This window comes from Bacillus sp. RC252, from assembly GCF_044909215.1.
GTDB classification, from domain to species: domain Bacteria; phylum Bacillota; class Bacilli; order Bacillales; family Bacillaceae_G; genus Bacillus_A; species Bacillus_A mycoides.
This window is the reverse complement of sequence record NZ_JBIYDV010000010.1, coordinates 74,756-101,620: the sequence shown is the minus strand read 5'-3', so window position 1 is coordinate 101,620 and position 26,865 is coordinate 74,756. Positions and strand designations below refer to the sequence as shown.

Below are 26,865 nucleotides of genomic sequence, written 5' to 3'. Positions count from 1 at the left end.
ATTAAAATCCTCCTAACATGCTATATATTATAAAATGGTTCCAAAAGGAAATGGAATTTTACCAATAATACCGATGATCACGGTAATGATAATTAGCTTAACTGGAGAAAATCCCTTTTTTAATAGATAGTACATTAATAAAGTGTATGCTAAAGGCAATAGGTTTGGTATGAGTTTATCGAGTAAATCCTTTTGCAGGGCGATTTTTGCCTTACCAGCATGGATCACTAAACTTGATTCTAACTTTACGAATGAGGCAATCAATGCGCCAACAACTGTTACCCCGACAATAGATGCTGCATGTGCTACTTTTTTAGTATTTTCCTTTAAAGAACTGATAGCATTTGTTCCAGCACTATAACCGTAATGCATTAATCCAAATCTAAGAGCAAAATGAACTGCGTTAAAGATTAATAGGAAGATCACTGCCCCCATAGGGTTTCCATCTTGCCCAAGTGAAGCACCTATACCAACACAAATGGGAAGCAAAGTCAGCCAGAAAAGAGCATCACCAATTCCCCCAAGCGGTCCCATCATGGCTACCCGAATGGCTCTAATCGTGTTTCGATTTTGTTTCTTTTCCTCCATAGCAAGGACAATCCCCATAATAATGTTTACAAGGAATGGATGCGTGTTAAAGAATTCCATATGACTTTTCATCGATTCACTTAAATCGTGCTTATTATTGTGAATCTTTTTCAAACCTGGCAAAATCGAATATAACCATCCTGCGGCCTGCATTCTTTCATAGTTAAATGACGCTTGAAGTAACAGAGATCGCCATACCATCTTGTTTAAATCTTTTTTAGTTAAGACCTGTTCTGTGGCACCGTCTTGATAATATTCCGGACTGCTCGTATGGTTCATTAACGTTTCTACTTTTTTAGATTCCACGTTTTGCACCTCCCCTTACTGATCCATCACCAGAATTTGTTTTGAAGTAATCGTATAACGCGATGGCAATCCCAATTAGAGCAACAGCAATGACTGGCATCTTCATATATGTGACTAAAATAAATCCGACGATTAAAAATGCAACGTATTGTTTTTTTAACATAATTTTCAATAGCATTGCAAAACCAATTGCGGCCATCATTCCCCCGGCAACACCAAGGCCACTAATAAGCCATTTTGGTAATACCTCTACGACCCCTTTAGCAGCTTCTGCGCCAAAATAAATTGGTAAAAAAGCAATAACAAAATAGAATATAAATAATGTAAGAATCCCGAAATAATTAATCCGTTCAATTCCCTTTGTATTAGCCTCTTGTGCATATTGGTCAGCTTTATGCATAACCGGAGAAAAAGCAGTAAACATGAGAGTGATACATGCCTGAACCGCAACCGCAAACGGAACAGCAATACCGATTGCCACTGTTGGCTCTTGTCCTGTCAGAATCGCAAACGACGTTCCAATTATTCCCCCAATAACAACGTTTGGCGGCTGTGCCCCAGCAAGCGGAACCATCCCAGCCCACACTAATTCCATGGCAGCACCTGTCATAACCCCTGTTGTTACATCCCCAAAAATCAAGCCAATAATGACACCGGTTACGATTGGCCGGTGAATGTGGAACAACCCGTTAAAAAGGTCAATCCCTGCAATTCCAGCCCATATGGCAACTAATAAGGCTTGAAGCAACATGTGATTATCCATTCATTCTCACTTCTTTCTATAAATGTTTATAAATATCATCTGGTCTTTCATCCGGAACACGACGTACCTCAAGTTTCGCTCCCAAGTCACGCAGCTTCCTAAAGGCTGCTTTATCATCTTCATCCACGGAAATGGTGGAGAATACTTGTGTTTTCCCTTGAGAAAAATGCATATTTCCAATATTTATTTTTTCAATTGGTACGCCGCCCTCTACAAGTCGCAACACATCTTGTGGTGTTTTTACAACTAAAAAGATATATTGTTCATCTGCTGCATTGTGAATCACATCAATGGTCGTCTGGATTGAGAAAAAGCGAATTCCAATTGACTCCGGAACAACCATTTCCATTAAATCCTGTTGTACCTCATCTTCAGACACCTCATCATTTGCGACGACAATTAAATTAGCTCCTAAATGATTAACCCATGTTACTCCTACTTGACCATGAACCAATCGATTGTCAATTCTTGTTAGCAAAATATTCGGCATGATATTACCCCCTATAAATATGATAAATATATTTAAACTCCTTTAACAACCCGGTTTACCATACCAGATGGTGATGGGTTATCTAGAGCTATTCCCAAATAAATCGAATAGAATAATGCAAAAAGCAGACCATAAAGCAAATAATTTAAGGAAAGGTAGACACGTCATTACTAGTTAAAGCGTACCTGGAGATGGATTCATCGTGTCAGTTAAAATCTGCGCACTCCCTCTTTCTGTAAATGGTAGCGACAAGCACCATCAAGGTACGTCGCCATTAATTCCAGTTCAGGGTTCAACACAATAAAGTCAGCGGCGTAACCCTTAGCAATTTTCCCACATTCCTCATCCATCCCAATACTTTTAGCAGGTGCGGTACTAGCCATATAGATTGCTTCCTCTGGGGTGGCAATCCCCCAATCAACGACATTTTTGACTGCATCTTTCAGCTGTAAAACACTGCCTGCTAAACTGCCGTCCTCAAGACGGACCGCACCGGCTTTCACCTCTACAGCAAATTCGCCGAGCTGATAGGGTCCTTCTGCCATTCCCCCAGCCATCATACAATCGGTGACCAAAACGGTTTGATTTCTGCCGCGTGCATTCATTAAAATATTGGCGGCAGCAGGGTGAACATGGTGTCCATCACAAATGATTTCCGCAAAAACATCTTTTAGATTCATTGCAGCTCCGGCCATCCCTGGCTCACGATGGTGGAGCGGGCTCATTCCATTGAACGTATGAACAAAAATCGAAGCCCCTCTCTCAACCGCTTGTTTTGCTTCTTCATAAGTTGCATCACTATGAGCTAACGCTACAGCTATCTCTTCACCGACAGCATATTCAATAAATTCCGCTGCACCCTTTCTTTCAGGTGCAATCGCAATTTTTTTAATAAAATCATTGGATAACCTTTGCCAAACTTTCAACTTTTCAACGGATGGGTCACAAAAATATTTCGTATTTTGTGCCCCTTTATGCTTTTCGGTAAAAAACGGCCCTTCTAAGAAGATTCCTTTAATTTTTGCTCCCCTGACTTTCGTATAATTGGCACCGATCATTTCAGTGACGTGATTCAACACTTCTGTTGAAGAGGTTAATGTTGTCGGCAAAAACGAGGTAACGCCGCAGGAAAGAAGCCCTTCTGAAATCTCATTCAATCCTTGAAAATCATTGTCCATAATGTCGTGATTTCCAAACCCATGAATATGTGTATCTACTAAACCAGGAGCAATCCAATCCCCCGCGTAATCAATGATTTCTGCTGATTCATCAGGCCGATTTTCGGAAAAAACACCGAATTTCCCATCTTTAATTTCCAAAAAACCAGGCCCTACGACCTCTCCCTCAAGAAAAAACTGATCGGCAAAGATAAACATCGACTTGCTGCTCTCCCTACCCAAATTACTAGTATTCATAGATGGTTACACCTTTAACGACACGGTTCACTGTTCCTGTAGGCGACGGGGTATCTGGTGTATTGCCAACCTTTATCGAAGCCAGCAATGAAACCGTCTGTCCAACCATGACAAAAGGCAAGGCCAGATAAGCATCTGGTATAGATTGAGCCTCTCTGCCAAAACTAAATATGTTCCCATCATAATTGCTTTCTCCATCAACCTCGATGGCACATATATAGCTGGAAATATTGTCCTGTTGCATTTCTTTTAACATATCTAAATCGTATTGGCGTGTATAAGGATGGTTGGAAACAAACACAAAAACCACGGACTTTTCATTCACAAATGATTTAGGACCATGCCGGAAGCCTAACGTTGAATCAAAGGTAGTGACTATTTTTCCAGCTGTCAGTTCTAATAATTTTAATTGTGCTTCTCTCGTTAAACCTTCTAAACTACCAGAGCCTAAGTAAATGATGCGGTCAAAATCACGATCGATAATTGCTTGAATGACGTCTTCTCTTTGAATGACACTTTCACCCATTTGCCGAATCATTTTTAAAATGGCCTTTTTTTCTTCCAGGGGCTTAGGATCAAAAATGAATAAAGTCGATAGTGCCATACAAGTATAACTTCCCGTCATCGCAAATCCTTGGTCATTCGATCTTTCAGGCATTAAAAGCAATAAATTATTTTCATCCCCTGCTGCTCGCTTAGCCAATTGGCCATCCTTATTACAGGTAATTGTTAGATGATACAAATCGGTCACAATTTGCTCTGTTAATTGGACGGCAGCAACACTTTCCGGACTGTTGCCGCTTCTTGCAAATGAAACGAGTAAGGTCGGAAAGTCCGCTTTTAGGAATTGATATGGATTGGATACCAAGGTGGTTGTCGGAATACTCAGCAATTCCCACTGTTTTTCATCCACTTTTTCTTTTAGGTATGGAGTGACAAGATCGCCGATATAGGCCGATGTTCCGGCACCAGTAAAAATAACCCGAACTCGGTCGTGTTTCATTGATAATTTTAGTAAAAACTTTTCAATCTCACTGCTTCTATCCGTATACAATGCAAAGGTTTCAGCCCATAGATCAGGCTGCTGTTTTATTTCTGCCGTTGTGATTTGTGCACCTAATGGTACTAATTTTTCTTGACTGAACGTAAACATATCCGAACACTCCTCTTTAAATTCTTTTGAATACTCACAATCCCGCACCAACAACACCATTATTCTGCGCCAGTACATGGAAAGACGAGTTTTCTTTAAAAAATCCATTTCATCCCCTTTTTAACATCGGGTTGATGGTATAAGTTAAATGTACGAGAAACTTATAGAAATTAGACCGTCTGAATAATTAGATTATTTCAATTATTTATATTGTACCACATCAACTTGTAGGGTCAACCCAACAAGTTAAAATATATTAAATTTTCAGATAAAAATTTCGACAACCTATACCCCTTATTTAAAGGTTCTACAAACTTGTTATTTATTAATGCTCCTGATTGCTCTATAAGGTCCGGTGCATCCCAAATTAACGCTGCAATTCTAACCTTCGACATGAATTCACTGATCATCCATTGAATATCCACTTTGACATTTGGATTTGCAGCCTCAAATTCATCGATAATTTTTTCGGATGTCAATCTGTTGCGGTTCCCTTTTGTTCCACTCATAACAGAAATTATGTGTCAGGGTTAACGGATCAACCCTAACACAACTAAGGTAATAAGATATATTTATGTTTATTTCTCTACTTAAGCAGGATTCTTGGCAAAAACTTCTACCTCTGCAACAGATAACATAAGAGGACCACTGTGCGATTCCTGAAAGTTAATCGATAACTTTGTAAATTTAGTTCCAATCGGTATAGCAGCCTCCGCTAAATCGAAAGTTATTGATTTATCGTCAACTTGAACACTTTTTGTACCTAAATCATACTCTTTTCCAGATTCAGTATATACTTTGACACTTAGTGTTTTAATTTTACCGTTTGTGTATTGCGGGCGATTATAAACGATAAATTTGTCCAATTCTTGTGGTTTAGTAAAGTTAAAGTCAAAAGGTAACGGTAAAGAAATTCCGTCTTTTTCAGTGAGATTCCATTTCAATTCCGTCAATCAGCTTGGCAAAAGCTGCTGCACCACCCTGCATCTTTTCCCCTTCACCAGTAACTAACATATCTTTATCCGATTATTGTAATTCCTTTGGCTTTTGTGGCTGTTCCACCTCTCCAGGTTCTTGGCCAGGATTTAAAACCTCTCCTATTTTATCAATAGTGTCAAAGGCTGTATTAATCAGTAAGGACCTGGTTATCGGCATATCAAATTGAAGATCTTTCTTAGCCTTTAACTTAATCGTGGCCAATGTCTTCGTACCTTCTAATGTATTTTGCGTTCCCTTATTGGAAAATGCAGCCATAATTCGTTGTTCAGGCTTTCCAATCCCCGCAAGTAAGGAATAATTCAACATATTAGCAGTTTCATTGGAAGCTGAAACAATATTTTTACCGCAAGTCCCGTCAGGCTTACAATCTTTTACTAATTCATATTTGTTAGGGTCTAGCTTTAGTTCTAAGTTGAATGCATTAATATCCTTTAATCCTGCCCCGATTATTTCTACGAAAAATTCCTCTCCTGCTTTTAACTCCTGCTTACTAGGTCTAATATCCAATAATCCGGCAACCGGTTTACCTGTTGCTTGAAGTGGTTTTTGTCCCAATTGTGATGCTACATACATTAAATCGTATGCGTCTATTACACCATTGAAATTAATATCCACCTTTGAAACCTGCTCCCAAGCTTCCGTTTTATCAACACCCATATAGCTGGCAAAGAAAAGCAGATCAGCTTCATCAATTACGCCATTTGGTATATTTTCACCAACTACCATTCCTTCAGTTTTATCCTTTTTGTATGGTCTGAATTCCATTGCACTTCCAAAGCCACCTACAGAGTTTGTAATGGTCAACTTAATATACCTTGCAGTAATATTCCCCTGAAAATCAATAATTTTCGTTTTATCATTTTTCTCAAATGTTCCATCAGTGATGACGTTTTTATAAGTTTTTCCATCTAAACTTATGTCTAAATTATATTTTAATATCGTACCATTTCCTGCATTTGGTCTTGGAATATACTCAAGCTTATCTAATTCATAAGCTAACTTCATATCAATCTCAAAAGTATGTGGCAGTTTATTACCCGTATCTCCCCATGCAGTATGCCACATTGTTTCATCTTTTCCATCGACAGCTAGAGATGCTTCTTCCCCTGGCTGTTCACTATCAGCTTTTGCCGTCATATCCTTAGGGACATTTCTGTATCGATCAAGCTTCGTTCTTATTTTGATCTCGTCACTCCAGCCTGATGATCCTTTTGTATTCGTTGCTCTTACTCGATAAGAATGTTCTGTATCAGATGTTAAACCTGTATGAAGATAGGATGGTGCTTGCCCACTATCACTTGACTTAAACACATTTGTATGAACAATACCATCAATCATTAAATCATATGTTGTATTCGAGCCATCAACCTTGTTCCAATTTAATTTAATGTCTCGATCAGTAGTGTTAGCCTCATCAGCTTTTATCCCTGATGGAATCGTTGGTACTTCTTTATCTACTACATCTTTCTTTTCGGTATTATCGAAGCCATCAACTGTAAATGTTATTTTATTTTTCGTAATATCTGTTTTTCCAACCTTAATATATAATTTTGGTGATGTAACAATGTCAGTCTGTTCAAATGGTGAGCCTTTTGTAGAATATTTGTTCAGGTTGGGCTTTTCATTATAGAAGTACACGTTCTCTGAATTGTTATATTCCTCTTCATTCGTAACTTTCCTTAATGCAACATCTTTGTTTCCAACTTTAACCTTTATATCCTTTGGACTTACACGTGTATTAACAATCGCTTCTGTGCCCCTATTTTTAACCATCCCTTTATAGCCTTTTCCTTTTGCGATATCAACGGTTATAACAGCTTTTTCCTTGATTACCTTTGAAGTGACCTTCGTTGTTGTATTTTTCTTTTCCTTATACTCAACAGTTTTACCATCATCTTCATATAGAGTAAACTCTGATTCTCCCGATGGATAAACATCAAATATTCTATTTTCCGAACCATTTAATTCATTAATAGAATTATTTTCTGGTGCCATTGGAATAATTGCACCAGCCTTAACAAATACAGGGGTCTTCCACACTGGGGCATTAAAATTATGAAGGACCGAACCTCCCTGATATTGCTTACCTGTAAAATAATCGATCCAAACTTGATCTTTATCTGGAAGATAAATATCGTTCCTTACTTCAGCATCATTAGAGTTTCCATCATATATTGGCGCTACTAATAGATTTGGCCCCCACATATATTGATACTGTGTTTGTGTCCCGTACGTATATGGATCCTTCGGATACTCTAACATCATCCCTCGAACCATCGGCATGGATTTTGATGTAGATTCCTCAGCAATCGTGTAGATATAAGGCATCATTTGTGACTTTAATTTTAAATACATCCTATTAATCGATGTATATGGTTCACCATAATTCCATGGATTTTTAGATTTACTGTAATCATTGCCTCCTGATGCCCAGCCATCCATATCAATTTGGATTGGCGTGAATGCCTTCCATTGGAAATCACGTGTCTGCACTTTTGGATCTCCGCCAAATATACCATCCATATCTGATCCAACGTTTGGATTTCCTGATAATCCTGCACCAATGTAAGTAGGGATATGCATTCTGATGTACTCCCAATTACCGCCATATTGATCACCTGACCATAATGTAGCATAACGCTGCGTACCAGCCCACCCATCTAGCGAAATAACAAATGGACGTGCACCACCTGAATTAGCATCTTTTTGAATTCCTTCTGCTGCTTGGCGTGTGGCATTTAAAGCCATGGAATATCCTTGCCAAACCCATGCAACATCCGTTTTTATTGCTCGAATACCAGCTTTAACTTCCCCGTCAAGGTCTCTGCGTAAAGGGCTATCTCCAGGTAAATTAGGGTCTGGATAGAGATTACTTTGTGTCCATAAGCCTACCTCTACTTTTTGGTCATTTGCTTTATCAACAAATTGCTCCAAATTACCCAATCCGCCATACCCACATCCATACCCGTCATTTGGTAAAATCCATCCTAAAGGCATATCGTTATCTACATATTGATTTAATGTATTTAACCCATTAGTTAGGAGTGTTCGTTGGTCCTTATGACCATTATGAGTTCCATTAAAACAATCAGCATGCCCTAAATAAAAACCAGTTTTTGGCATAAGGGCCGGTTTCCCGGTTAATTCTGTATATTCGCCAATGATGTTTGGAAGGGAATCATCTACAAAATAATAAGCATCAAATCTGTCTTCATCGTGAGTAAAGGTAGACGTTTTGGTAAAATCATAAACACCCGGCTTAAAAGTATTTCGCATGACTCCATAGCCCTCAGTGCTTAAATAGAATGGGACTGGACTTGATGCAGCTCCTGCATCCCAACCTCCCCCGACTGCAATATTTATGGAATTATTCTTATGGGCATAAAACCCATTCTGTTGACCTCCACCATAAAAATATTCACTTTCTTTTGTGCCGAGGGTTTGAACAGTACTTCCGCCCGAATGTTTTAGCGGTTCACTTTCACTCCAAAGAATCTTTGCTCTTTTTTTATCGTACAAGCTCATCTTTGAAGTAGCTTTATCTACCCTTAACTCTAAAGCATTAGTAGATATTTTATAGGCATTCTTATCTCTTTCATCGACCTTAATGTTAATTTCTCCATATTCCTTTTTGTAATCGCCAACATTTTTGTCGATAATTTTCGTCTCATGCTCAGGTTGATTTGGAGTTGGATATTCTTCAAAAACACCCTTTGGGTCCAAATGCAATCGAAAAACATTATTTTTTAGAAAGTTAATTTTTATTTTTTCTCCTGTTTCTAAGTCAAAGAATACGTTATTTCCTTCTTTCGTAACCTTAGTAATTTTACCTATAGCCTTATAGGTTTGATTGTCAGATACATTATTAATGGAGTACTCCTTTTTAATTGCAGTTGCAGATGCTGTTGGAAGCATAGTAAGCAACATACCCACTGATAAGGATAAGGTTACCAGTTTTTTAAACTTAGCTCGACGTCTTAGCATATTCTACCTCCGAATGTAATAATGGTTTACCGAAAATGAATACTAATAGTCTTTAACTCTTCGTATGGATAATTGGCGTACCAATTCCTAGTGGATCCAATCGCAAGAGAAGAAAGACAGTCCCCTTAAAAACTTAAAAGCTTGCAATTTATCCTGTTTATGAATAACGATCTTTTTTTGACTTGCAAAAAATCATTTATAACACCATCCCTTATATATTTTTATATTTTCTTATCCGAACATATAGTAATTTTGAGTAAAACCTTTATAAAGTCTTAGTTTGAGATTATATGGTGAAAGATAAAATTTGGTATACTGGAAGATTACGTAAAATTTATATTGATAGGGAATTTGTGATTGAGAAAGATTGTCGATGTATACTAGAGGAATGTGCTGTTATTATCAATTCAGCCCTTCGTTTCTTTTCTATTTGTAATGTCCTTTCTGCTTATTGGGATGCATTTTCTGTTTTATTTCTAATATAACATTTATCATCTCCTCTGTTCTAATTATAATTGAGCGAATTTTCTAACATTTATAATATATAATAAATCGGGTTGATGGGTCAACCCTTTAATGCAAACATTCTGATAGGGGGAGTGTCACATCGCTATCAAGCTAAAAAAATAAAGAGTGAGAGGAATTCATCAAACCTGAAAATTACCTATTGCTATCTAGTAGGTAGGAGATGAAATTCCCTTTCTGCGCATAAATAGGAAAACGAGCACCCTATCGCTATGATTAGGAGTGCTCGTTTTTATTTTTATGGATAATTATCGAATCAATATAGTCTCTCCTAGTAAGTAAAAATTAAATCTACTTCTTAGAAATTTCGTAACTTTATCCTAAAAGATTCAGTTCCTACTTTTTTATACTTTTTTGCACCAGATCCTTTATTTTCGTCTATTCCTTTTCTGGCCAAATTTTCGCGTTTGGTTCTAATAACCACTTGTGGTCTTCCTCCATGATACGATCATTCCATGGATTATTCTCAAGATGTCGAATCATCCAACAAAAATACATTGCATATCCAGGCGCAGTTGCTTGCGGGTGGTCTAGCTCACCTGGAATCGTAATAAAGCTATTATGTACGACGCGATAAGCATCCTCACCAACCATTGCACATCCAAATCCCTGCGGCTTGTTAAAGCGATAATAATATACCTCTGGCTGATCATGATGATGCGGTGGATAACTAGACCATCGACCTGGATAAGAAATTACTTCTCCTACTACCATGTTAGAATATGCTGCATTGTTATAGTCAAAAATTGTCCGAATAACACGCTGCGCTGTTCCCTCCCATACTCCTTCTCCAGCTACAACACTTTGACACTCATTTGGAGTATACAACTTAGACGCAAATTCTTGATCATTATCTGTTTTTTGAACAAGCACTTCACTATCTGAAAGAGCAGTAATTGTAACCTTCACATTTTTAGCTATATGCAAACACCAAGGATTCTCTTCAAAAACAGACTGCCTTTGAATAATTTGTTCCATTCCTTCCCACTCTAGACGTATTGTCCCTTCTAGTAAAAGTACTGCCGTTTCATTTTTATTATCAAATAGCAACTCTTCTTTTCCATTAGACATCTTATATATGCCTATATCCATTAACATATCACTGCATTGACCGTTCATTTCTGTTAATACATTATACCCTTCATTTAATTCACCTAATTTTCCTAACACGGCTTTCTCCCCCTTTTAATTAATGGCTACTCTATAATTCTCTATCTTTGTCAGCTAACTAAATTTCGAGTTTCTTCTGATATTAATGAAGAAAACCTTTCTGGTTATGCTTTGTTTTCACTTCCGAATATGAGCATATGATTTTTAACGTTTTCGTATGCGGCCTCAATTACATCTTGATGATACGTAAAGTAATCTGAATAAGGAGTATTTAGGGCAGCAGTGTTAACCGCAGCAATTACATTCTGAAACGTCGCTGTTGCTACATTAATTTTTCGCACACCATGGTGAATACATTGCTTGAAATCCTCTGGGCTAATGCCAGAACCACCATGTAATACGAGTGGAATACGAACTACCTCATTAATTTCTTGTAGGCGGTCTAATCGTAAATCAAGATCTCCATTGTACATACCATGCGCATTTCCAATCGCAACAGCTAACGCATCTACTTCTGTTTCTTCTGCAAATCTTTTTGCTTCTTTAGTGCTTGTCAGCAACATCTCAATATCTTCTGAGCCGTCCTCACTACCACCTACTCTGCCAATCTCAGCTTCTACCGTCGCTCCGTACTGTTTCGCAAGCGCTACAATTTCTATTGTCTTTTGGATATTCTCCTCTAACGGATAGTGAGAGCCATCAAACATAACCGAACTAAAACCAATTTCTAATGTCTCTTTAATCTTTTCAAACGTCATACCATGATCAAAGTGAACTGCTACTGGGATAGTCGCTTTTTTCGCCGCAGCAACCATCAAAGGGCCAATCAGATGAATCGGCGAATGATTCAAACGAACTTCCGCAATTTGTAGAATAAGTGGCGAACGCAACTCTTCTGCTGCTTTGATAGCTCCCATTACCATTTCCATATTAGCGACACTGAAAGCTCCGACCCCGTAATTCTCTTGATTTGCCTTAATTAAAATACACTTCATTTGCACTAATGGCATTACACATTCACCTTTTTCAATATTATTTATTACAGATTTTCCGAACGGGAAAGCCCACTACGGTGCGATAGCACCCACTTTAGGGGTGGGATGAGAGTGAGGTCAAATGCGATGTACAAATAAAACACCGAAAGTACGTTCTGTACATCAAGAATTTGAAATGGTATAATTTTCATAATAGACAAGTAAAAGTCTCTAAAACAATCTTGTTCTCTGAAAACAGAATACATATGAGGTTGGAGTAACAAATTCTTCTACTCCGTAAAATGTATTGAGTCGTCAAGCACAAGACGCTAAAACACATTTGAGAACTCACAATCTGACTCGTTTGGTAATAGAATGAGTGCCGTATCTGCTATATGCACTGGATACGGAGTGGTGATGGCACACCACAATCTTGCACGTCAGCGATACTAGAAATAGACTTCGCCTTTGGTAGCAAGAATCCCACTGACGTTAGTCAGCTTGTGGCTTTATCCGTGGGAGTGTCAATCCTTATGTAATCTCACCATGCGGAAATTACAGACCTGCTTTTTCTTTTATAAATTTTCGAGCTTTTAATGCGTATTCAAAAGGATTCGCTAAAGCTGGATCTTGCTCTGCTTCTACTACAAACCAACCCTTATAATCAGAGTTTGCAAGGATAGTAAACACTTCATCAAATACAATTACGCCATCTCCGGGAACTGTAAATGCACCATTCTTCACTGCCTGTAAGAAGCTTAATTTGTTTTCCTTTACAGCATCTACTACTTCTTGGCGAATATCTTTTAAATGTACATGTTTAATACGAGGTAAATATTTTTTCAAAATATAAAGTGGCTCTTCTCCTGAAAAAACAAGATGACCTGTATCAAAAAGCAGGGATACAAGATCTGGATCCGTCATATCCATTAACTTTTCAATTTCTGCCGTTGTTTGAACACCCGTACCCATATGATGATGGTATACAATATGTAGCCCCTTTTCCTGAGCTAATTTACCGAGGTGATGTAACCCATCCGCAAGCTTATCCCACTCTTCTTCTGTAAAAACGGGCTTGTTTTGAAATAGCGGTACATCCATTAAACCTTGAATACTATGTCCTTGCTCTGAAACAACGATGACTTTTGCACCCATATCATGCAAGAAATCTCTATGTTTAATAAATGCTTGTGCTGTCTCTTCAAGCGGCCTCGTTGTCAAGAACGCACTAAACCATGCGCTAGCAATCTCTAGATTTCGTAATTCCAAAGATTTTTTCAATACAACTGTATTTCTTGGATATTTATTCCCTACTTCACTTCCATTAAATCCAGCTAGTGCCATCTCACTAATACATTGTTCAAACGTATTTTCTGCTCCTAGCTCCGGCATATCATCATTTGTCCAAGCAATTGGTGCAATCCCAAGCTTAATCGTGTTTTCTTTGAACATCCCTTGTCTCTCCTCTTTGTAAAATGTTATAGAATATCGCCAACTTCTCTTATCTGATCGTTAAAAAGAAAGCTTTCTAAAAAATATGCATGTAGATAAAAAGCCCTCTTTGTGTCCTAATCTAATACGATCTTGCCTTTTGCAAGTTACTTACTTTACTCTCATACGAAGCTTGTACACTTGGACTATTAGATACTTCTGCAACACCTACATGCCACCATGAATCGTATCCATTTGTCATTGTTTTTGGTAATACTTTAATATCAATCAATGTAGAAACTGTTTGTTTTTTCGCATCTATAAGCGCTTCCTGTAATTGTTCTATCGATGTAACACGATACGTTTTTACGCCATATCCAGCCGCGCTAGCTGCAAAATCTATTTTCATAATAGCTCCGTTTAATTTACGAGTTTCTTGGTTTTTGTAGCGAAACTCTGTTCCAAAGCTTCCCATTCCATTACCCATTTGTAAGTTATTAATGCAGCCGAATCCGGAGTTATCAAACAATAAAACGTTAATTTTTTTGTTTTCTTGAAGACTTGTTACGAGCTCAGAATGAAGCATCTGGTAACTACCATCCCCTACCATTGCATATACTTCCTTCGATGGTTCAGCTAGCTTTGCACCAAGTGCACCTGCAACTTCATAGCCCATGCAAGAGTATCCATACTCCATGTGATATGTATTAGGTTTTCTTGCTGCCCACATTCTTTGTAAATCACCTGGAAGACTTCCTGCCGCACCAACAATAATTGCATCTTCATCAAGTAATGTATTGATTTGCCCAATGACTGCAGTCTGTGTTAATTGTGTACCGAGTGCGTCCACATACTCATTTAAATTTTCATCAAAATGACCTTCGACTTCTGGTATGAAACCTTGACTTGTAAAGCGAATATTATGTAGACGTGCTAATTCTGTTTCCCAAGCCTCTTTTGCATCAGCGATTTCTACTGTGTAACTAGATCTATAGTCAATTTCTTGTAGTTCATCTATTAGAGCAAGAAGTGCTTCTTTCGCATCAGCTATAACCTTCAATGCATCGAGCTTGTTCGCATGAAATTCTGATATGTTGATGTTTAAAAACTCAACCTCTTCATTCTGGAACAATTGCTTAGATGCCGTTGTAAAATCAGTAAATCTCGTCCCGATTCCAATAACAAGATCCGCTTCCTTTGCAATTGTATTGGCTGCTAAATTTCCAGTTACTCCGATGCCACCAAGATTATATGGATGGCTGCTTTCAATCGCACTTTTCCCAGCTTGCGTTTCTCCAAATGGAATGCGGAATGCTTCAGCTAACTGTTTCAGTTCCTCTGCTGCCTCTGCGTACCTTACACCACCACCACAAATCATAATTGGCTTTTTCTTTTTCTTAATCATTTCCACCGCATCCGCTAAACTGGCTTTTGTAGGGAGACGACGTTCAATACGGTGAACACGCTTTTGGAAGAAGTAACTTGGAAAGTCCCACGCTTCGCCTTGGACATCTTGTGGTAAACAAATTGTTACAGCTCCTGTATCTGCCGGATTCGTTAAAACGCGCATGGCTTGAATCATAGCTGTCATCAATTGTTCAGGACGGTTCACCCGGTCCCAGTACTTACTTACTGCACGAAAAGCATCATTCGTAGAAATAGATAAGTCATGTGTTTGTTCAATTTGTTGAAGAACAGGATCAGGTTGCCTCGTTGCAAATACATCACCTGGAAGTAGTAAAACGGGAATATTATTTGCAGAAGCAGTTGCAGCAGAGGTAATCATATTTGCTGATCCAGGACCAACAGAAGAAGTACATGCCATAATTTGTTTTCTGTGTTTTTGTTTTGCAAAGGCCATCGCAGCATTTGCCATCCCTTGTTCATTTCTTCCTTGATATACTTCTAATTCCCCTGCGTCTTCTTCTAAAGCTTGACCTAGACCTACTACATTTCCATGACCAAAAATCGTAAAGATTCCCTTAATAAATTTTTGTTGTTCTCCATCAAACTCTACGTATTGCTGATTCAAAAATTTCACCAAAGCTTGTGCCGTCGTCATTCTAACAGTTTGCATATTGTTTGCTCCTTTCTATCTCTATCATTCATCCTGCATATGAAAAAGGAGTATTAGGAATTTGATAGACTCCTAATACTTCCTTCTTATGTTTAACTACTTTCGTTACTATTGCTTACGAACAACTAGAGAGATTCTACTTCTCTCTTAATGATTACTTTTCCCAGCGAGATGTAAGCATTTTCTTTCTAGTATAAAACTCAACGCCGTCCGTACCATTCGCATGAAGATCACCATAGAAAGAGTCTTTCCAGCCAGAGAACGGGAAGAATGCCATTGGTGCTGGTACCCCAACATTCACACCTAACATACCTGATTCAATTGTTTCACGGAATTGACGTACACTTGCTCCGCTATCTGTATAAATACAAGCTCCATTTGCAAAACGAGACTCATTCGCAATTTCAATCGCTTCATCCAATGATTTCACACGAACAATGGATAAAACAGGAGCAAAAATCTCATCTTGCCAGATTTTCATTTCTTTTGTAACATGGTCAAAAATTGTTGGGCCAACGAAGTAACCAGCTCCTTTTACAGCTGTATCTTCGCGTCCATCACGAACTAATGTAGCGCCCTGTTCTACACCTGAATCGATGTAACCAATTGTGCGCTCTTTATGGTTATCACGAATAACTGGTCCTAAAAATACATCTTCATCAAGACCATTGCCGATTACGATTTTATTTGCTTCTTCTACTAGTCTTTCAACTAATTGATCTGCAATTTCTGCTTCTACTGTAACAACAGAAGCGGCCATACAACGCTCACCAGCTGAACCAAATGCAGCACTAATAATTTGCTTTGTAGCTAGTTCAAGATTCGCATCATTTAATACAATGGAATGGTTTTTCGCACCCGCTAATGCTTGAACACGTTTTAAGTTTTCTGTTCCTTTTTTGTAAACGTATTCCGCAACTGGCTGGGAACCTACAAATGAAATTGCCTTCACTAATTTATGTTCAAGAAGACCGTTTACTACATCGTGAGCGCCATTTACGATATTTAATACACCTTTTGGTAAGCCTGCTTCTTCAGCTAATTCTGCTAATCTTGCTGCTAGAAGAGGTGTACGCTCTGAAGGTTTTAACACAAATGTATTACCGCAAGCAATCGCAAGTGGGAACATCCAGCATGGAACCATCATTGGGAAATTAAAAGGTGTAATCCCGCCTATAACACCAATTGGGTAACGATACATACCAGACTCAATACCCGTCGCAATATCAGGAAGCTGTTTTCCCATCATTAATGTAGGTGCACCCGCTGCAAATTCCACGCACTCAATACCACGAAGAACTTCACCGTAAGCTTCGTTATAGCTTTTTCCGTTTTCAATCGTAATAAGTTTCGCTAACTCTTCCCAGTTATCTACTAATAATTGTTGATATTTAAATAGAATACGAGCACGTTTTGGCACAGCTGTTTTGGACCAAGATTTGAATGCTTCATTTGCTGCTAATACAGCTTGTTCAACATCTTCTTTTGTTGAAAGTGGTACCCGGGCGATTACTTCTCCTGTTGCAGGATTATATACAGCTTCCAACTTCGTTGAAGAAGATTCTACCCATTCGCCGCCAATGTAGTTTTTTACAATTTGTGCTGTTTGTACTGTCATATTCATTCTCTCCCTTTTATGTAATGTAGAAGCGTCCATAGGATACGCCCTTACTTGATTACTCATTTATGATGTTTCTATACAATTTCCTCAGCCGTTTCCATGAATGCAGAAATCTCTGTCCTTGTTGGCATTGCATCCGAACAGCTATGTTTTGAAATAACAATAGAAGCAGAAGCGCCACCTAATCGCATCGCTTGAGGAATCTCAAGACCTTGCATTAAGCCGTAAATAAATGCAGAAGCATACGAATCACCAGCACCAAACGTCTTTAATACCTTTGTTTTAAAGATACCGCCTCGGTGAGATTGACCGTCTCTCGTATAAGCGATTGAACCATCCCCGCCGTGCTTAATAACGACGATCTTCGCATGATGAGAAAACCACCTTTCAGCCGTAACCTGATCATTAGATTGTTCGTAGTTTAATAGTTTTTCCATCATATCGAATTCTTCACGCGTTCCAATAATGACATCAGACTTTTCAGCCGCTAAATTGTAATACACAGCCGTTTCAGCTTCTGACTGCCATGTATACGGGCGGTAATCAACATCAAAAAATACGACTACATCATGCTTACGCGCATATTCTAGCGCTAAAAATACCGCCTCGCGAGAAGGACTTTTCGCTAAAGCTGTTCCTGAAATTAAGAGAGCTTTTGATTGTTTAATATAGTCCTCAGAAACTTCTGTTGGATCAAGATTTAAATCTGCGACATTGTCGCGGTACATTAAAATACTGCAATCTTCAGGGCTTTTAATTTCTGTAAAAGCTAGACCTGTCACTGCACCAGTGCGATCAATACATATCTGATCCGTATTAATATTGCTGTCCTTTAAGTACCCTGTAATAAAGCGGCCCATTTGATCATCAGATACTTTACCGATAAATCCTGTTTGTAAGCCAAGACGTGCAGCACCAATTGCAATATTTGCAGGAGAACCTCCTACATATTTAGTAAACGTTCTTGTTTCTTCCATAGGACGTTGTGTTTCATTAGCATTTAAATCAACGCATAAACGTCCAACCGCAATAAGGTCTAATGGACAATCTTCTTTAAAAATAAGTGGATTCATCGTTACTACCTCCCATGCTTTATCGTTTTCCGACAAAAGACTCCTTCCTCAAAAATGTGAAGGTGTAAAACACCAATTTTAGGTGGGAGATGAATGTCGGTTGGCATAAGCCAACATGTTTGCTACCATATACTTGTACAGATTGCTCTTTGAAAACTGAAGATATGAGGTTGGTTGCAGAAAAACGTTGCAACCGTAAAATCTTCAACGTTCTTTCGCCCCACGTTTGCTGAAGTTGCGAAAACCAAGCTAAAGTAAGAAGCGTGGTGAGTCAACGTACAAGATGCTTATGTTTTCACCGTAGGGACTACGGGCGGCGCCTGCTAAGATAACTGTTGGATACATCGGTGTTCGCAGGAATCTCCCACTTCAAACAGTCCGTAAGGACGTTAAGTGGTGAGTAGTTCAAGAAAGAATGAATGATATGGTTCATATTTTTATAAACCTACTATTCATTACTCTTTATCTATCTAGAAGTAAGCGCTCTCTTTATTGATTTAATACAGGCTGTTTATGTTCAATTTGTACAGGTTTTCCTGTTAGTAAGGATTCCTTCGCAGCCTTCGCAATTCGCTCTGCTTGTAATCCATCATTACCACTGCAAATAACAGCTTGTCCTTCTATAATTGACTTTGTAAATTGTGTTACTTCCTCAATGTAAGCTTGCGTGTAGCGCTCTAAGAAGAAATAAAGCGGCTTATCTTTTACAATACCTTCTGTTTTTGACACTTGAACTGTTGTCGGGCAGCAATTATCCGCAGCAACCGCGCCTTTTTCACCAAACACTTCAACACGCTGGTCATATCCATAAACAGCTTGGCGGCTATTATCAATTACTCCTAAAGCTCCATTTGCAAATTTTAATGTGACAATTGCTGTATCAACATCATTTACTTCCTGAATGGATGGATCGATTAATGTTGTTCCATATGCAAATACTTCAACGACTTCGCTATTCATTACATAACGAGCCATATCAAAATCATGAATCATCATATCCATAAACAATCCGCCAGAAGAGCGAACATATTCTATACTTGGCGGTTGTGGATCCCGAGACGTAATTTTTAAAATATGCGGCTGCCCCACTTCGCCTTGTTGAATCAGATTATAAACTTTCCTGAAGTTAGGATCAAAACGACGATTAAAACCTACTTGAAGAGATACTCCCTGTTCTTTTACCACTTCTAATGCTTCTAAAGTTTCTTCTACTGAGAAACTAACAGGCTTTTCACAGAAGATATGTTTTTTGGCAAGAGCCGCTTCTTTAATAATTTGCGCATGTGTATTTGTTGGTGAACAAATAAAGACAGCATCAATTTCTGGATCTGCTAATAAATCCTGATAGTTTTTAGTTAGAGTGGTAATCCCTTTATCTTGAGCCCACTTTTCTAGATGACTAATTACTACATCTGAAACCGCTTTAATTTTTACTTGTGGCATAAGCTGCAAATTATCAACATGTAATTTCCCAATTCTTCCAGCACCAATAATCCCAATCTTTAAAACGTTCATATGATTTCTCCCTCTATATTAAAATTTAAGAAACGAAATGAAAGTCTATAGGGTTTAGCGCATCAAGTTAGTTAAGCGCTTTCCCTATTTTTCTTCATTATACACACTTGATTCTAAATTGAAAACATTTTTATTTTTTGGAATACTCCCCTTTTCATCTGAATTTTAAGTTCCCTCAATAAACGTATTACATAAAAATAAAAAATAATAATTAGAAATAAATAATCTAAAAAGCTATAAATATATTCTTTTAAAATACTGATATAACAAAGAAAACCGAGCCTTTTAAATAGTAAACTCCCATCTATAAGGTATTCCCTTCTTTTCATACTCACAATTATTTTAGTGTCCGATAAGTAAATAGATTGCACCCTATGAAAGAAAGTTGTAAATTGTCAAAAAATTTAATTGACGACCTCATAATGTAAGCGTATACTTTTTTTATCAAAAAGAATTAAGCGCTTAACCAAAAAAATATCGGTGGTGGGAGAATGAACGCAATTGGTTCAAACAAAACATTTATGGACAAGATTGGTATCCCTTCTAATTTAACTTGGGGATACATAGGGATTATTGTATTTATGATTGGGGATGGTTTAGAACAAGGATGGTTATCCCCTTATCTCGTTGAGAATGGCTTAACGCTAGAACACGCTGCTTTTCTGTTTACTATTTACGGAATTACTGTATCCGCTTCTTCCTGGTTTTCGGGGGTATTTGTACAAATGTGGGGACCAAGAAAAGTCATGACGTTTGGTTTAATATCATTCATTTTAGGTTCCATTGGATTCATAGGTATAGGCATTCAACATATGAATTATCCCGTTATATTACTTTGCTATGCCCTACGAGGTTTCGGTTATCCTTTATTTGCTTATTCTTTTCTAGTTTGGGTATCTTACAGTACTCCACAGCAAATGCTTTCAAGAGCAGTTGGCTGGTTCTGGTTCGTATTCCAGCTTGGGCTTAGTGTTATAGGAGCCTTTTATTCTAGCTATATGGTTCCTAAGATTGGGGAAATCGCTACTTTATGGAGCGCCTTAATTTTTGTTGTCGTTGGGGGATTATTCTCAATTGTTGTAAATAAGGACAGATTTAAGGCACAAACCGTAAGCGCTAACAAATCTAGTGAATTACTAAAAGGCATTACCATCGCATTTGAAAACCCTAAAGTTGGTATAGGCGGTATTGTAAAAATAATAAACTCGGCCGCTCAGTTTGGATTTGTTGTTTTCCTGCCTACTTATATGATGAAATATAATTTTACAATGACGGAATGGCTTCAAATTTGGGGCACTCTATTCTTTGTAAATATGGTGTTTAATATTATTTTTGGTATTGTTGGAGACAAGTTGGGCTGGGTAAATACGATTAAATGGTTCGGGGGAGTCGGTTGCGGAATTGTAACTCTTGCACTCTATTATGTACCACAAATGGTAGGACATAATTTTTGGGCTATATTATTTGTTGCCTGTTGCTACGGAGCAACACTTGCCGGTTATGTACCTCTTACAGCTTTAGTACCATCTTTAGCTCCTGAAAATAAAGGAGCCGCCATGTCTGTATTAAATTTAGGTTCAGGATTATCAGCTTTTGTTGGTCCATTAGTAGTAACTGCCTTCATCGGTCCATTAGGTGTAGGCGGCGTGATGTGGATCTTTGCTGGTTTGTACTTCTTTGGTGCATTTCTAACTCATTTCCTTACTATTCCAAAGGAGAATGAGATGAAGCAGGATTTAAATACGAAAAACGGCGAGCAATTCTCAGTATAAACTCTAAATAAAAAGAAGGTCATCATAACTGTACATGGTTACGATGACCTTCTTTTCGTTACATTCAAGTAGGCTATTAAAAAAGTTTTCATGTAATATCCTTTACTGAGGATCGCTCTACTAACTGAGGAATAATTGTAATCTTTTGCTTAGCATGCGCCTTCATTTCCATCGTTTTTAAGAGTTGTTCAAATGTACAGGCTGCCATTTGTGTGATTGGCTGTTCAATCGTCGTTAACCCTGGATCAGCAATCTCAGCATAGATTGTATTATCAAATCCGATAATTGATAAATCTTCCGGAATCGAAAGTCCATGTTTTCTTGCTTCATTCATAAGGCATATAGCAATTAAATCTGTACAAGCAAAAACCGCTGTAGGCCTGCTAGGAAAACTAAGTAATTCTTTACTTGCACGTTTGCTATCTTCTACTGTCGAATAGCAGCTAATAATAGCATCATCATCTAACGAAATCCCTGAATCCGTAAGAGCCTGCTTGAAACCATTCAGTCTCCCTATGCTACTTTTTCTATCCTTCTCCATCATAATCGTTAAAGACTTATGGCCTTTCTGCGTTAAATACTGTCCAGCTAGATAGCCTCCCCTCATATCATCAGTTGTCACAACATGAGTTGTGATGGAAGGATGATCTACGGTAAATAATACAAGTGGCAAATCTCGGTTCACGATTTTTTTAACTAGTTTATAATCATTTAGCTCCGTCGCAATAATAATGCCATCTACTTGCTTTTTAAATAATAAATCAATATATTCGTGCTCACGTTTTGTTTGATGATCTGTACTACATAAAATGAGTGTATATCCTGATTCTCGTGCACTATTTTCAAAAGCTCTTGCTACTTCTGCAAAAAATGGGTTTGAAATGTCTGGGACAAGTACCCCAATCGTATATGTTTTTTTACCTGTTAACGCTGCTGCTACACTACTTGGCTGGTAATCCAATTCATCCATTACTTTATTTACTTTGTTTATTGTTTTTTCACTAATACGCCCCGTTTGATTAATTACTTTGGATACAGTCGCTATTGATACACCTGCTTTTTCAGCAACATCATAAATTGTTGGTTTCACTTTAATTGTCCCTTCTTAATCATCTTTTTCTATATTTTATCATAAAAATATTTTGCTTCTTGGTAGACAAAAGGAATTCTCTTAAAATTTGTAAGTATTTCTATCTTTTATCGTTGTGCTTCATATTTATGAACTAATCAACCTTAATGAAACACCAGTAGAAAAAAATTTGACCAATATACTTATTAGACATTTAATCTCCACATGCAAGGCTCATTACAACCAGAGAATGCAGGAACTCACGTTCTTTCTCTCCTTTACACCACCTCACGGTAATTTCTAATTATCTTTAATGCTATGAACAGGAATAATGAAAAAGGTAATAATAATTTACCGCTTATTCCTGCTGAAGAAGTTGGAGAAATTGGAGAGTCCCATGTTACTGATGGAGGAACACTATTTAAAGGATAAAATGTACTAATACAATATTAATAATTATCTATCTATATCTACTTTCGAATAATACACCGAAAATTTGCTAATAATATAAAATACCAAGTCTCCAATTCCCCTGGAGCTGAGCAGTTAGTTCATTCTAACTGCTCTTTTTATGTTTTATCGTCACCCTTCCATAGTACCTCCATATGTTGTATAGAGATATCTCCTTCTAAATTGTCATTGATGCCTCTTTCAATTCCTAATACACACCTTAAAAAGAGCACTTTTAAAAAGTGCTCTTTTTACTTTGCATGTCACTCATCCTACGATGAATTGAGATTTTAACTTACGAATAATTTATGTAATTATTTCCAATACTAATAATAGATTGGTAACAGCCAATCTGTATCCATAATGAATCTCTAATTTTCTTGAATTCTCCCTGAAGCAAGGCGGCTATTTATTCTAGCCACCTTGCTTGTATGGATTATAAATATTTACACATACTATTAACGGAATGCTTGAATCATTGTCATTGAAAATGTTCAGCACTTCCGCTCCTTAAGAGAACAGTCTACGCAACTGTTCTCTTTCCTATTTCCTTTTTTCACACATATAATATGACAAGCATTATTAACTCAGCTACAATCAATAGCATTGCAACATCCTCAATGTTTCCTCAACAATTTCTCAATATTTTTCATGGACAACAGCACACTTTCTCAGCAGTTTTAATATCTTAATATTAGATACTGAAAGGAGGTGTTGAAAAATGACTTGGTTCATTATTTTAGGATTTATGCTTATTTTAATAATAAGCGGTTTTCATGCACATAGTATTCATATTATTTTCAAAATAGGTACAGATACAAAAGCTGTGCCAAGTTGGTCTTTCGTTAATAAAATAAACTTCCAAACATTAAAAGAATTAATAATAGGACTAAATAAGGATAAACTTAAAATCCTTACAATAGGAGAACTTGTTATTCCTTTAAGTTTCTTTAATAGATTATTTAGCAAAACATTAATTTTTCTATTCCTATTCTTTTACTCTCAATACTTAAACTAACGTTATATGAGATGAGTTAAAGAATAACACTCACTGAGCGTAGCAAGCCAACAATTGATTGCCTATAATCAACTGAACCTGAAGAATTAAACAAAAAATTAAGCGGCTGTTTGAATGTGAGTCCAGTATTATACTGGACTCATTCCTTTTAAGTATACTTTGATTATTTTGCGATTGTAATGACCTCTATAATTATCTAGTACTATCTTAATATGTTATATATTTTCGAACTTTGTAAGATAAATTACTCTTGCTTTGTCTTGGTCTGTAATTCCATCTCTTTTTGAAGGAAGGCCTTTAACTTTTTTAAGTAATCGATTTCCATACATAAACATTCATTTTCATCTTTTAATGCCTCTATGGCCTCTTCAATAGCTGCATTATCTAACTTTGATCTTGTATTTGTAATTCCCATAGCTGGATCCCCTTTCTTCTTTTATATAGGAAATCCCTGTCTTATAAATCATATATTTCCTTTCGTCTACTAACTATTTCAATGAATTCCTTAAGAAAAACGATTCATTTATTTCCTTTGTTTTTAATCTATTTCTAAATATTTCAGATCTACCCATTGAAAAAAACTATATTCATTCCATATTTCTCTCTCCTAAATGAATCGTAGTACATACTATCCCCAACAGACCTATAGGTTTTTATATTTTTTAACAAAATCTTCTTACATTTAAATAGACATACTATTTTATTCTGTCAACTCCATCTATATTGATAAATATGAAAAATCAAATTCATTTGACATTTCAATGACTTATAACAGGAAAATATATACATTAAATGAAACCTGATATATCTTTAATTTGTAAGTTGTAGTTAGTTGGCCAACTTTCCATACAATTTAATAATTTAAAATATGGGGGATCTAACATGAGTCAAGTATTAAGGGAAAGTAAGAAAAAAATGATGTATCTAGTTGGTTCACTTCTAATTTCTCTATTAATGTTTTCAACTACTAGCTTTGCAGCTACAGAAGGTGCTGTAAAAAGTGTTACAAATAGTAACTATACCGGGATTGCAGCTGATATAAATCTACCAAAATCAGTTGTTGTTAAGGATGGATATGTGAATTGGTATTTAGGTATTGGAGCATCTAAAGTTGAGGGTGGTATTTCAAAAACATCAAGTGGATATAAAGTATTTCTTAATTCAGGATATAATGAATCAGGTCAAAACAGTAAGTATTGGAACACACAGTATGATACATCAATTAAAGATGGTGATCGAGTAAACCTTAAACTAGTTAATAACGGAAACGGTACGGTTACTATGTATGTAAATGGAAGTCCTAAATATGTAAATCAACCTGTATATGGTACGTTTTCTCAATATGAACCAGTAAAAATGGTTCAGGGCGTTGAAGATACTGGAAGTAATTCTTTTAGCCAAGCTAGCTTTTCAAACGTACTTCTAAGAGCAGATACATCTGGATCTACCTACAAAAGTTGGAACAGCTCAATTTCTTCCTCATTTTCTCAACACGGTACTTATGGTAGTAATTTCAAAGTTTATTCTCAAGTACCATTAAGCGCAAGTTTACGTTAAGGTTTTTATTTGCATAATAATGTTTGTATGAAAAAAAGTAGCTGTGCTTTTGTGCAGCTACTTTTTTTAAATAGAGTAAATTAGTAATAGATATTCGAGTGACCATAAGTGACATCTATCATACTTTAGCTTCTTCAAATTCAATAATATTTGATCCGCATGTCTTATTAATTGGCTTAACGTATCGAGACCCATGTTGTAGTAACTACAACATGTTTTAATATTATTAATGCTACTCTCCCCATTTTAACTTTAATTCCATCTCATTGATTTTTTATTATATAAAGTAGAAAACATAAATATACAACTTAGTAATGATAATAGATATACAATGAGAATAATATATAATTGTTTTGTTCCAATGCTATCAAAATAAAGACTCATAATTGGATATGACCAAGGGAATAGTATCCAATAGTTTGTATGAGAGATAAAAAAGCTACCAAGTCCACCTATAACCCCTACTAATAATGAAAGTAACGGGATTTTATAAAATATTATATTTATTAAAAAATGTAGATTCACAATAATTAAAGAGCTAATTACCAGAAAAAGTATAGAAAAACTTAAACTTTGATAAACAGTCCCTAGATTATCAACCGTTAATACTATAGGTATACTAGTTATGATTAAAGCACATATTAAATAACAAAAAGTAATTATTAAGCAAAAGAAAAACTTATTACTTAATATGGTTTTTAAAGTGATCCCATGATAAATAGCAGACATATATCCTTTTCTTCTGAATTCATTTACAAAAGAAAATGACACTAATAGACCTATCGCAATAGGTAAAAATAACCTACAAAAAAGGCTCAGAATCGCTATATGCATGGCAACGCCATCTTTTAATTGAGCCGATACAGTTAGAAAAACTTGAAAACTAATTGGTATCAACAGAAATACTAGTAACAGGATATACAATCCATTATGAAGACTTTTTTTATATTCACCTAAAATACCCACTTGTTTCAC

21 protein-coding genes are annotated in these 26,865 nt (G+C 36.8%); 3 read left to right on the top strand and 18 right to left on the bottom strand.

All coding sequences use genetic code 11. The annotated features are described in order from the left end of the window. Positions 1-27: 27 nt before the first annotated feature. The 15 genes from ABH960_RS16130 to iolG form a co-directional block, all read right to left on the bottom strand. Positions 28-894, bottom strand: a complete 867-nt coding sequence (locus tag ABH960_RS16130; RefSeq protein ID WP_404446599.1) for a PTS system mannose/fructose/sorbose family transporter subunit IID — start codon at positions 892-894, stop codon at positions 28-30. Continuing rightward, positions 884-1,657: a PTS N-acetylgalactosamine transporter subunit IIC gene (gene agaW / locus ABH960_RS16125; RefSeq protein WP_404446597.1), complete on the bottom strand. Its 774-nt coding sequence runs from the start codon at positions 1,655-1,657 to the stop codon at positions 884-886. Before agaW ends, ABH960_RS16130 begins: the two co-directional genes overlap by 11 nt. A 16-nt stretch (positions 1,658-1,673) precedes the next feature. Next, positions 1,674-2,147, bottom strand: coding sequence for a PTS N-acetylgalactosamine transporter subunit IIB (agaV, locus tag ABH960_RS16120; RefSeq protein WP_404446594.1), 474 nt, complete (start codon positions 2,145-2,147; stop codon positions 1,674-1,676). Positions 2,148-2,356: 209 nt separating this feature from the next. Then, positions 2,357-3,562 carry an N-acetylglucosamine-6-phosphate deacetylase gene (nagA, locus tag ABH960_RS16115; RefSeq protein WP_404446591.1) on the bottom strand — a complete coding sequence of 402 codons (1,206 nt, stop codon included), beginning with the start codon at positions 3,560-3,562 and terminating at the stop codon, positions 2,357-2,359. Then, a complete protein-coding gene (locus tag ABH960_RS16110) occupies positions 3,552-4,715 on the bottom strand; it encodes an SIS domain-containing protein (protein WP_404446766.1) in 1,164 nt (387 codons plus the stop codon). The genes nagA and ABH960_RS16110 overlap by 11 nt, the downstream gene beginning before the upstream one ends. A gap of 233 nt (positions 4,716-4,948) precedes the next feature. Beyond that, on the bottom strand, positions 4,949-5,224 hold the full coding sequence (locus tag ABH960_RS16105; protein WP_404446588.1) for a hypothetical protein: 276 nt from the start codon (positions 5,222-5,224) through the stop codon (positions 4,949-4,951). An 81-nt stretch (positions 5,225-5,305) separates the two neighbouring features. Next, complete coding sequence (locus ABH960_RS16100) at positions 5,306-5,668, bottom strand: hypothetical protein (protein ID WP_404446585.1); 363 nt, start codon at positions 5,666-5,668, stop codon at positions 5,306-5,308. 73 nt (positions 5,669-5,741) lie between these two features. Further along, a complete protein-coding gene (locus ABH960_RS16095) occupies positions 5,742-9,698 on the bottom strand; it encodes a TIM-barrel domain-containing protein (RefSeq protein ID WP_404446582.1) in 3,957 nt (1,318 codons plus the stop codon). A gap of 903 nt (positions 9,699-10,601) precedes the next feature. Next, positions 10,602-11,393, bottom strand: a complete 792-nt coding sequence (locus tag ABH960_RS16090) for a 5-deoxy-glucuronate isomerase (RefSeq protein ID WP_404446579.1) — start codon at positions 11,391-11,393, stop codon at positions 10,602-10,604. A gap of 104 nt (positions 11,394-11,497) precedes the next feature. After that, complete coding sequence (locus tag ABH960_RS16085) at positions 11,498-12,343, bottom strand: class II fructose-bisphosphate aldolase (protein WP_404446576.1); 846 nt, start codon at positions 12,341-12,343, stop codon at positions 11,498-11,500. Between the two features lie 519 nt (positions 12,344-12,862). After that, entirely contained in the window at positions 12,863-13,759 is an 897-nt protein-coding gene (gene iolE / locus ABH960_RS16080; RefSeq protein ID WP_404446573.1) for a myo-inosose-2 dehydratase, read from the bottom strand. 121 nt (positions 13,760-13,880) lie between these two features. Then, positions 13,881-15,815 carry a 3D-(3,5/4)-trihydroxycyclohexane-1,2-dione acylhydrolase (decyclizing) gene (iolD, locus tag ABH960_RS16075; protein ID WP_404446571.1) on the bottom strand — a complete coding sequence of 645 codons (1,935 nt, stop codon included), beginning with the start codon at positions 15,813-15,815 and terminating at the stop codon, positions 13,881-13,883. A gap of 154 nt (positions 15,816-15,969) precedes the next feature. Beyond that, positions 15,970-17,433 (bottom strand): CoA-acylating methylmalonate-semialdehyde dehydrogenase, encoded by a 1,464-nt coding sequence (locus tag ABH960_RS16070; RefSeq protein WP_404446568.1) that lies wholly within the window; start codon positions 17,431-17,433, stop codon positions 15,970-15,972. A 77-nt stretch (positions 17,434-17,510) separates the two neighbouring features. Next, the gene (gene iolC / locus ABH960_RS16065; RefSeq protein WP_404446565.1) at positions 17,511-18,509 is read right to left on the bottom strand and encodes a 5-dehydro-2-deoxygluconokinase; all 999 of its coding nucleotides are present in this window, start codon (positions 18,507-18,509) and stop codon (positions 17,511-17,513) included. A gap of 489 nt (positions 18,510-18,998) precedes the next feature. Next, positions 18,999-20,024, bottom strand: coding sequence for an inositol 2-dehydrogenase (gene iolG, locus ABH960_RS16060; protein WP_002016661.1), 1,026 nt, complete (start codon positions 20,022-20,024; stop codon positions 18,999-19,001). Positions 20,025-20,515: 491 nt separating this feature from the next. On the opposite strand from iolG, the gene ABH960_RS16055 reads away from it, so the two are divergent. Then, entirely contained in the window at positions 20,516-21,796 is a 1,281-nt protein-coding gene (locus ABH960_RS16055; protein WP_404446562.1) for an MFS transporter, read from the top strand. Between the two features lie 88 nt (positions 21,797-21,884). On the opposite strand, the gene ABH960_RS16050 is transcribed toward ABH960_RS16055, so the two are convergent. After that, positions 21,885-22,886 (bottom strand): LacI family DNA-binding transcriptional regulator, encoded by a 1,002-nt coding sequence (locus ABH960_RS16050; RefSeq protein ID WP_404446559.1) that lies wholly within the window; start codon positions 22,884-22,886, stop codon positions 21,885-21,887. 1,150 nt (positions 22,887-24,036) lie between these two features. Here ABH960_RS16050 and ABH960_RS16045 point away from each other — a divergent pair. Beyond that, positions 24,037-24,333: a hypothetical protein gene (locus ABH960_RS16045; protein WP_002016668.1), complete on the top strand. Its 297-nt coding sequence runs from the start codon at positions 24,037-24,039 to the stop codon at positions 24,331-24,333. 244 nt (positions 24,334-24,577) lie between these two features. Here the strand turns inward: ABH960_RS16045 and ABH960_RS16040 are convergent, their stop codons facing one another. Continuing rightward, positions 24,578-24,748 (bottom strand): hypothetical protein, encoded by a 171-nt coding sequence (locus ABH960_RS16040; protein ID WP_002016670.1) that lies wholly within the window; start codon positions 24,746-24,748, stop codon positions 24,578-24,580. Positions 24,749-25,215: 467 nt separating this feature from the next. On the opposite strand from ABH960_RS16040, the gene ABH960_RS16035 reads away from it, so the two are divergent. After that, complete coding sequence (locus ABH960_RS16035; protein WP_404446555.1) at positions 25,216-25,890, top strand: hypothetical protein; 675 nt, start codon at positions 25,216-25,218, stop codon at positions 25,888-25,890. 252 nt (positions 25,891-26,142) lie between these two features. Here the strand turns inward: ABH960_RS16035 and ABH960_RS16030 are convergent, their stop codons facing one another. Further along, positions 26,143-26,856, bottom strand: a complete 714-nt coding sequence (locus ABH960_RS16030) for an ABC-2 family transporter permease (RefSeq protein WP_033729679.1) — start codon at positions 26,854-26,856, stop codon at positions 26,143-26,145. Positions 26,857-26,865 lie beyond the last annotated feature (9 nt).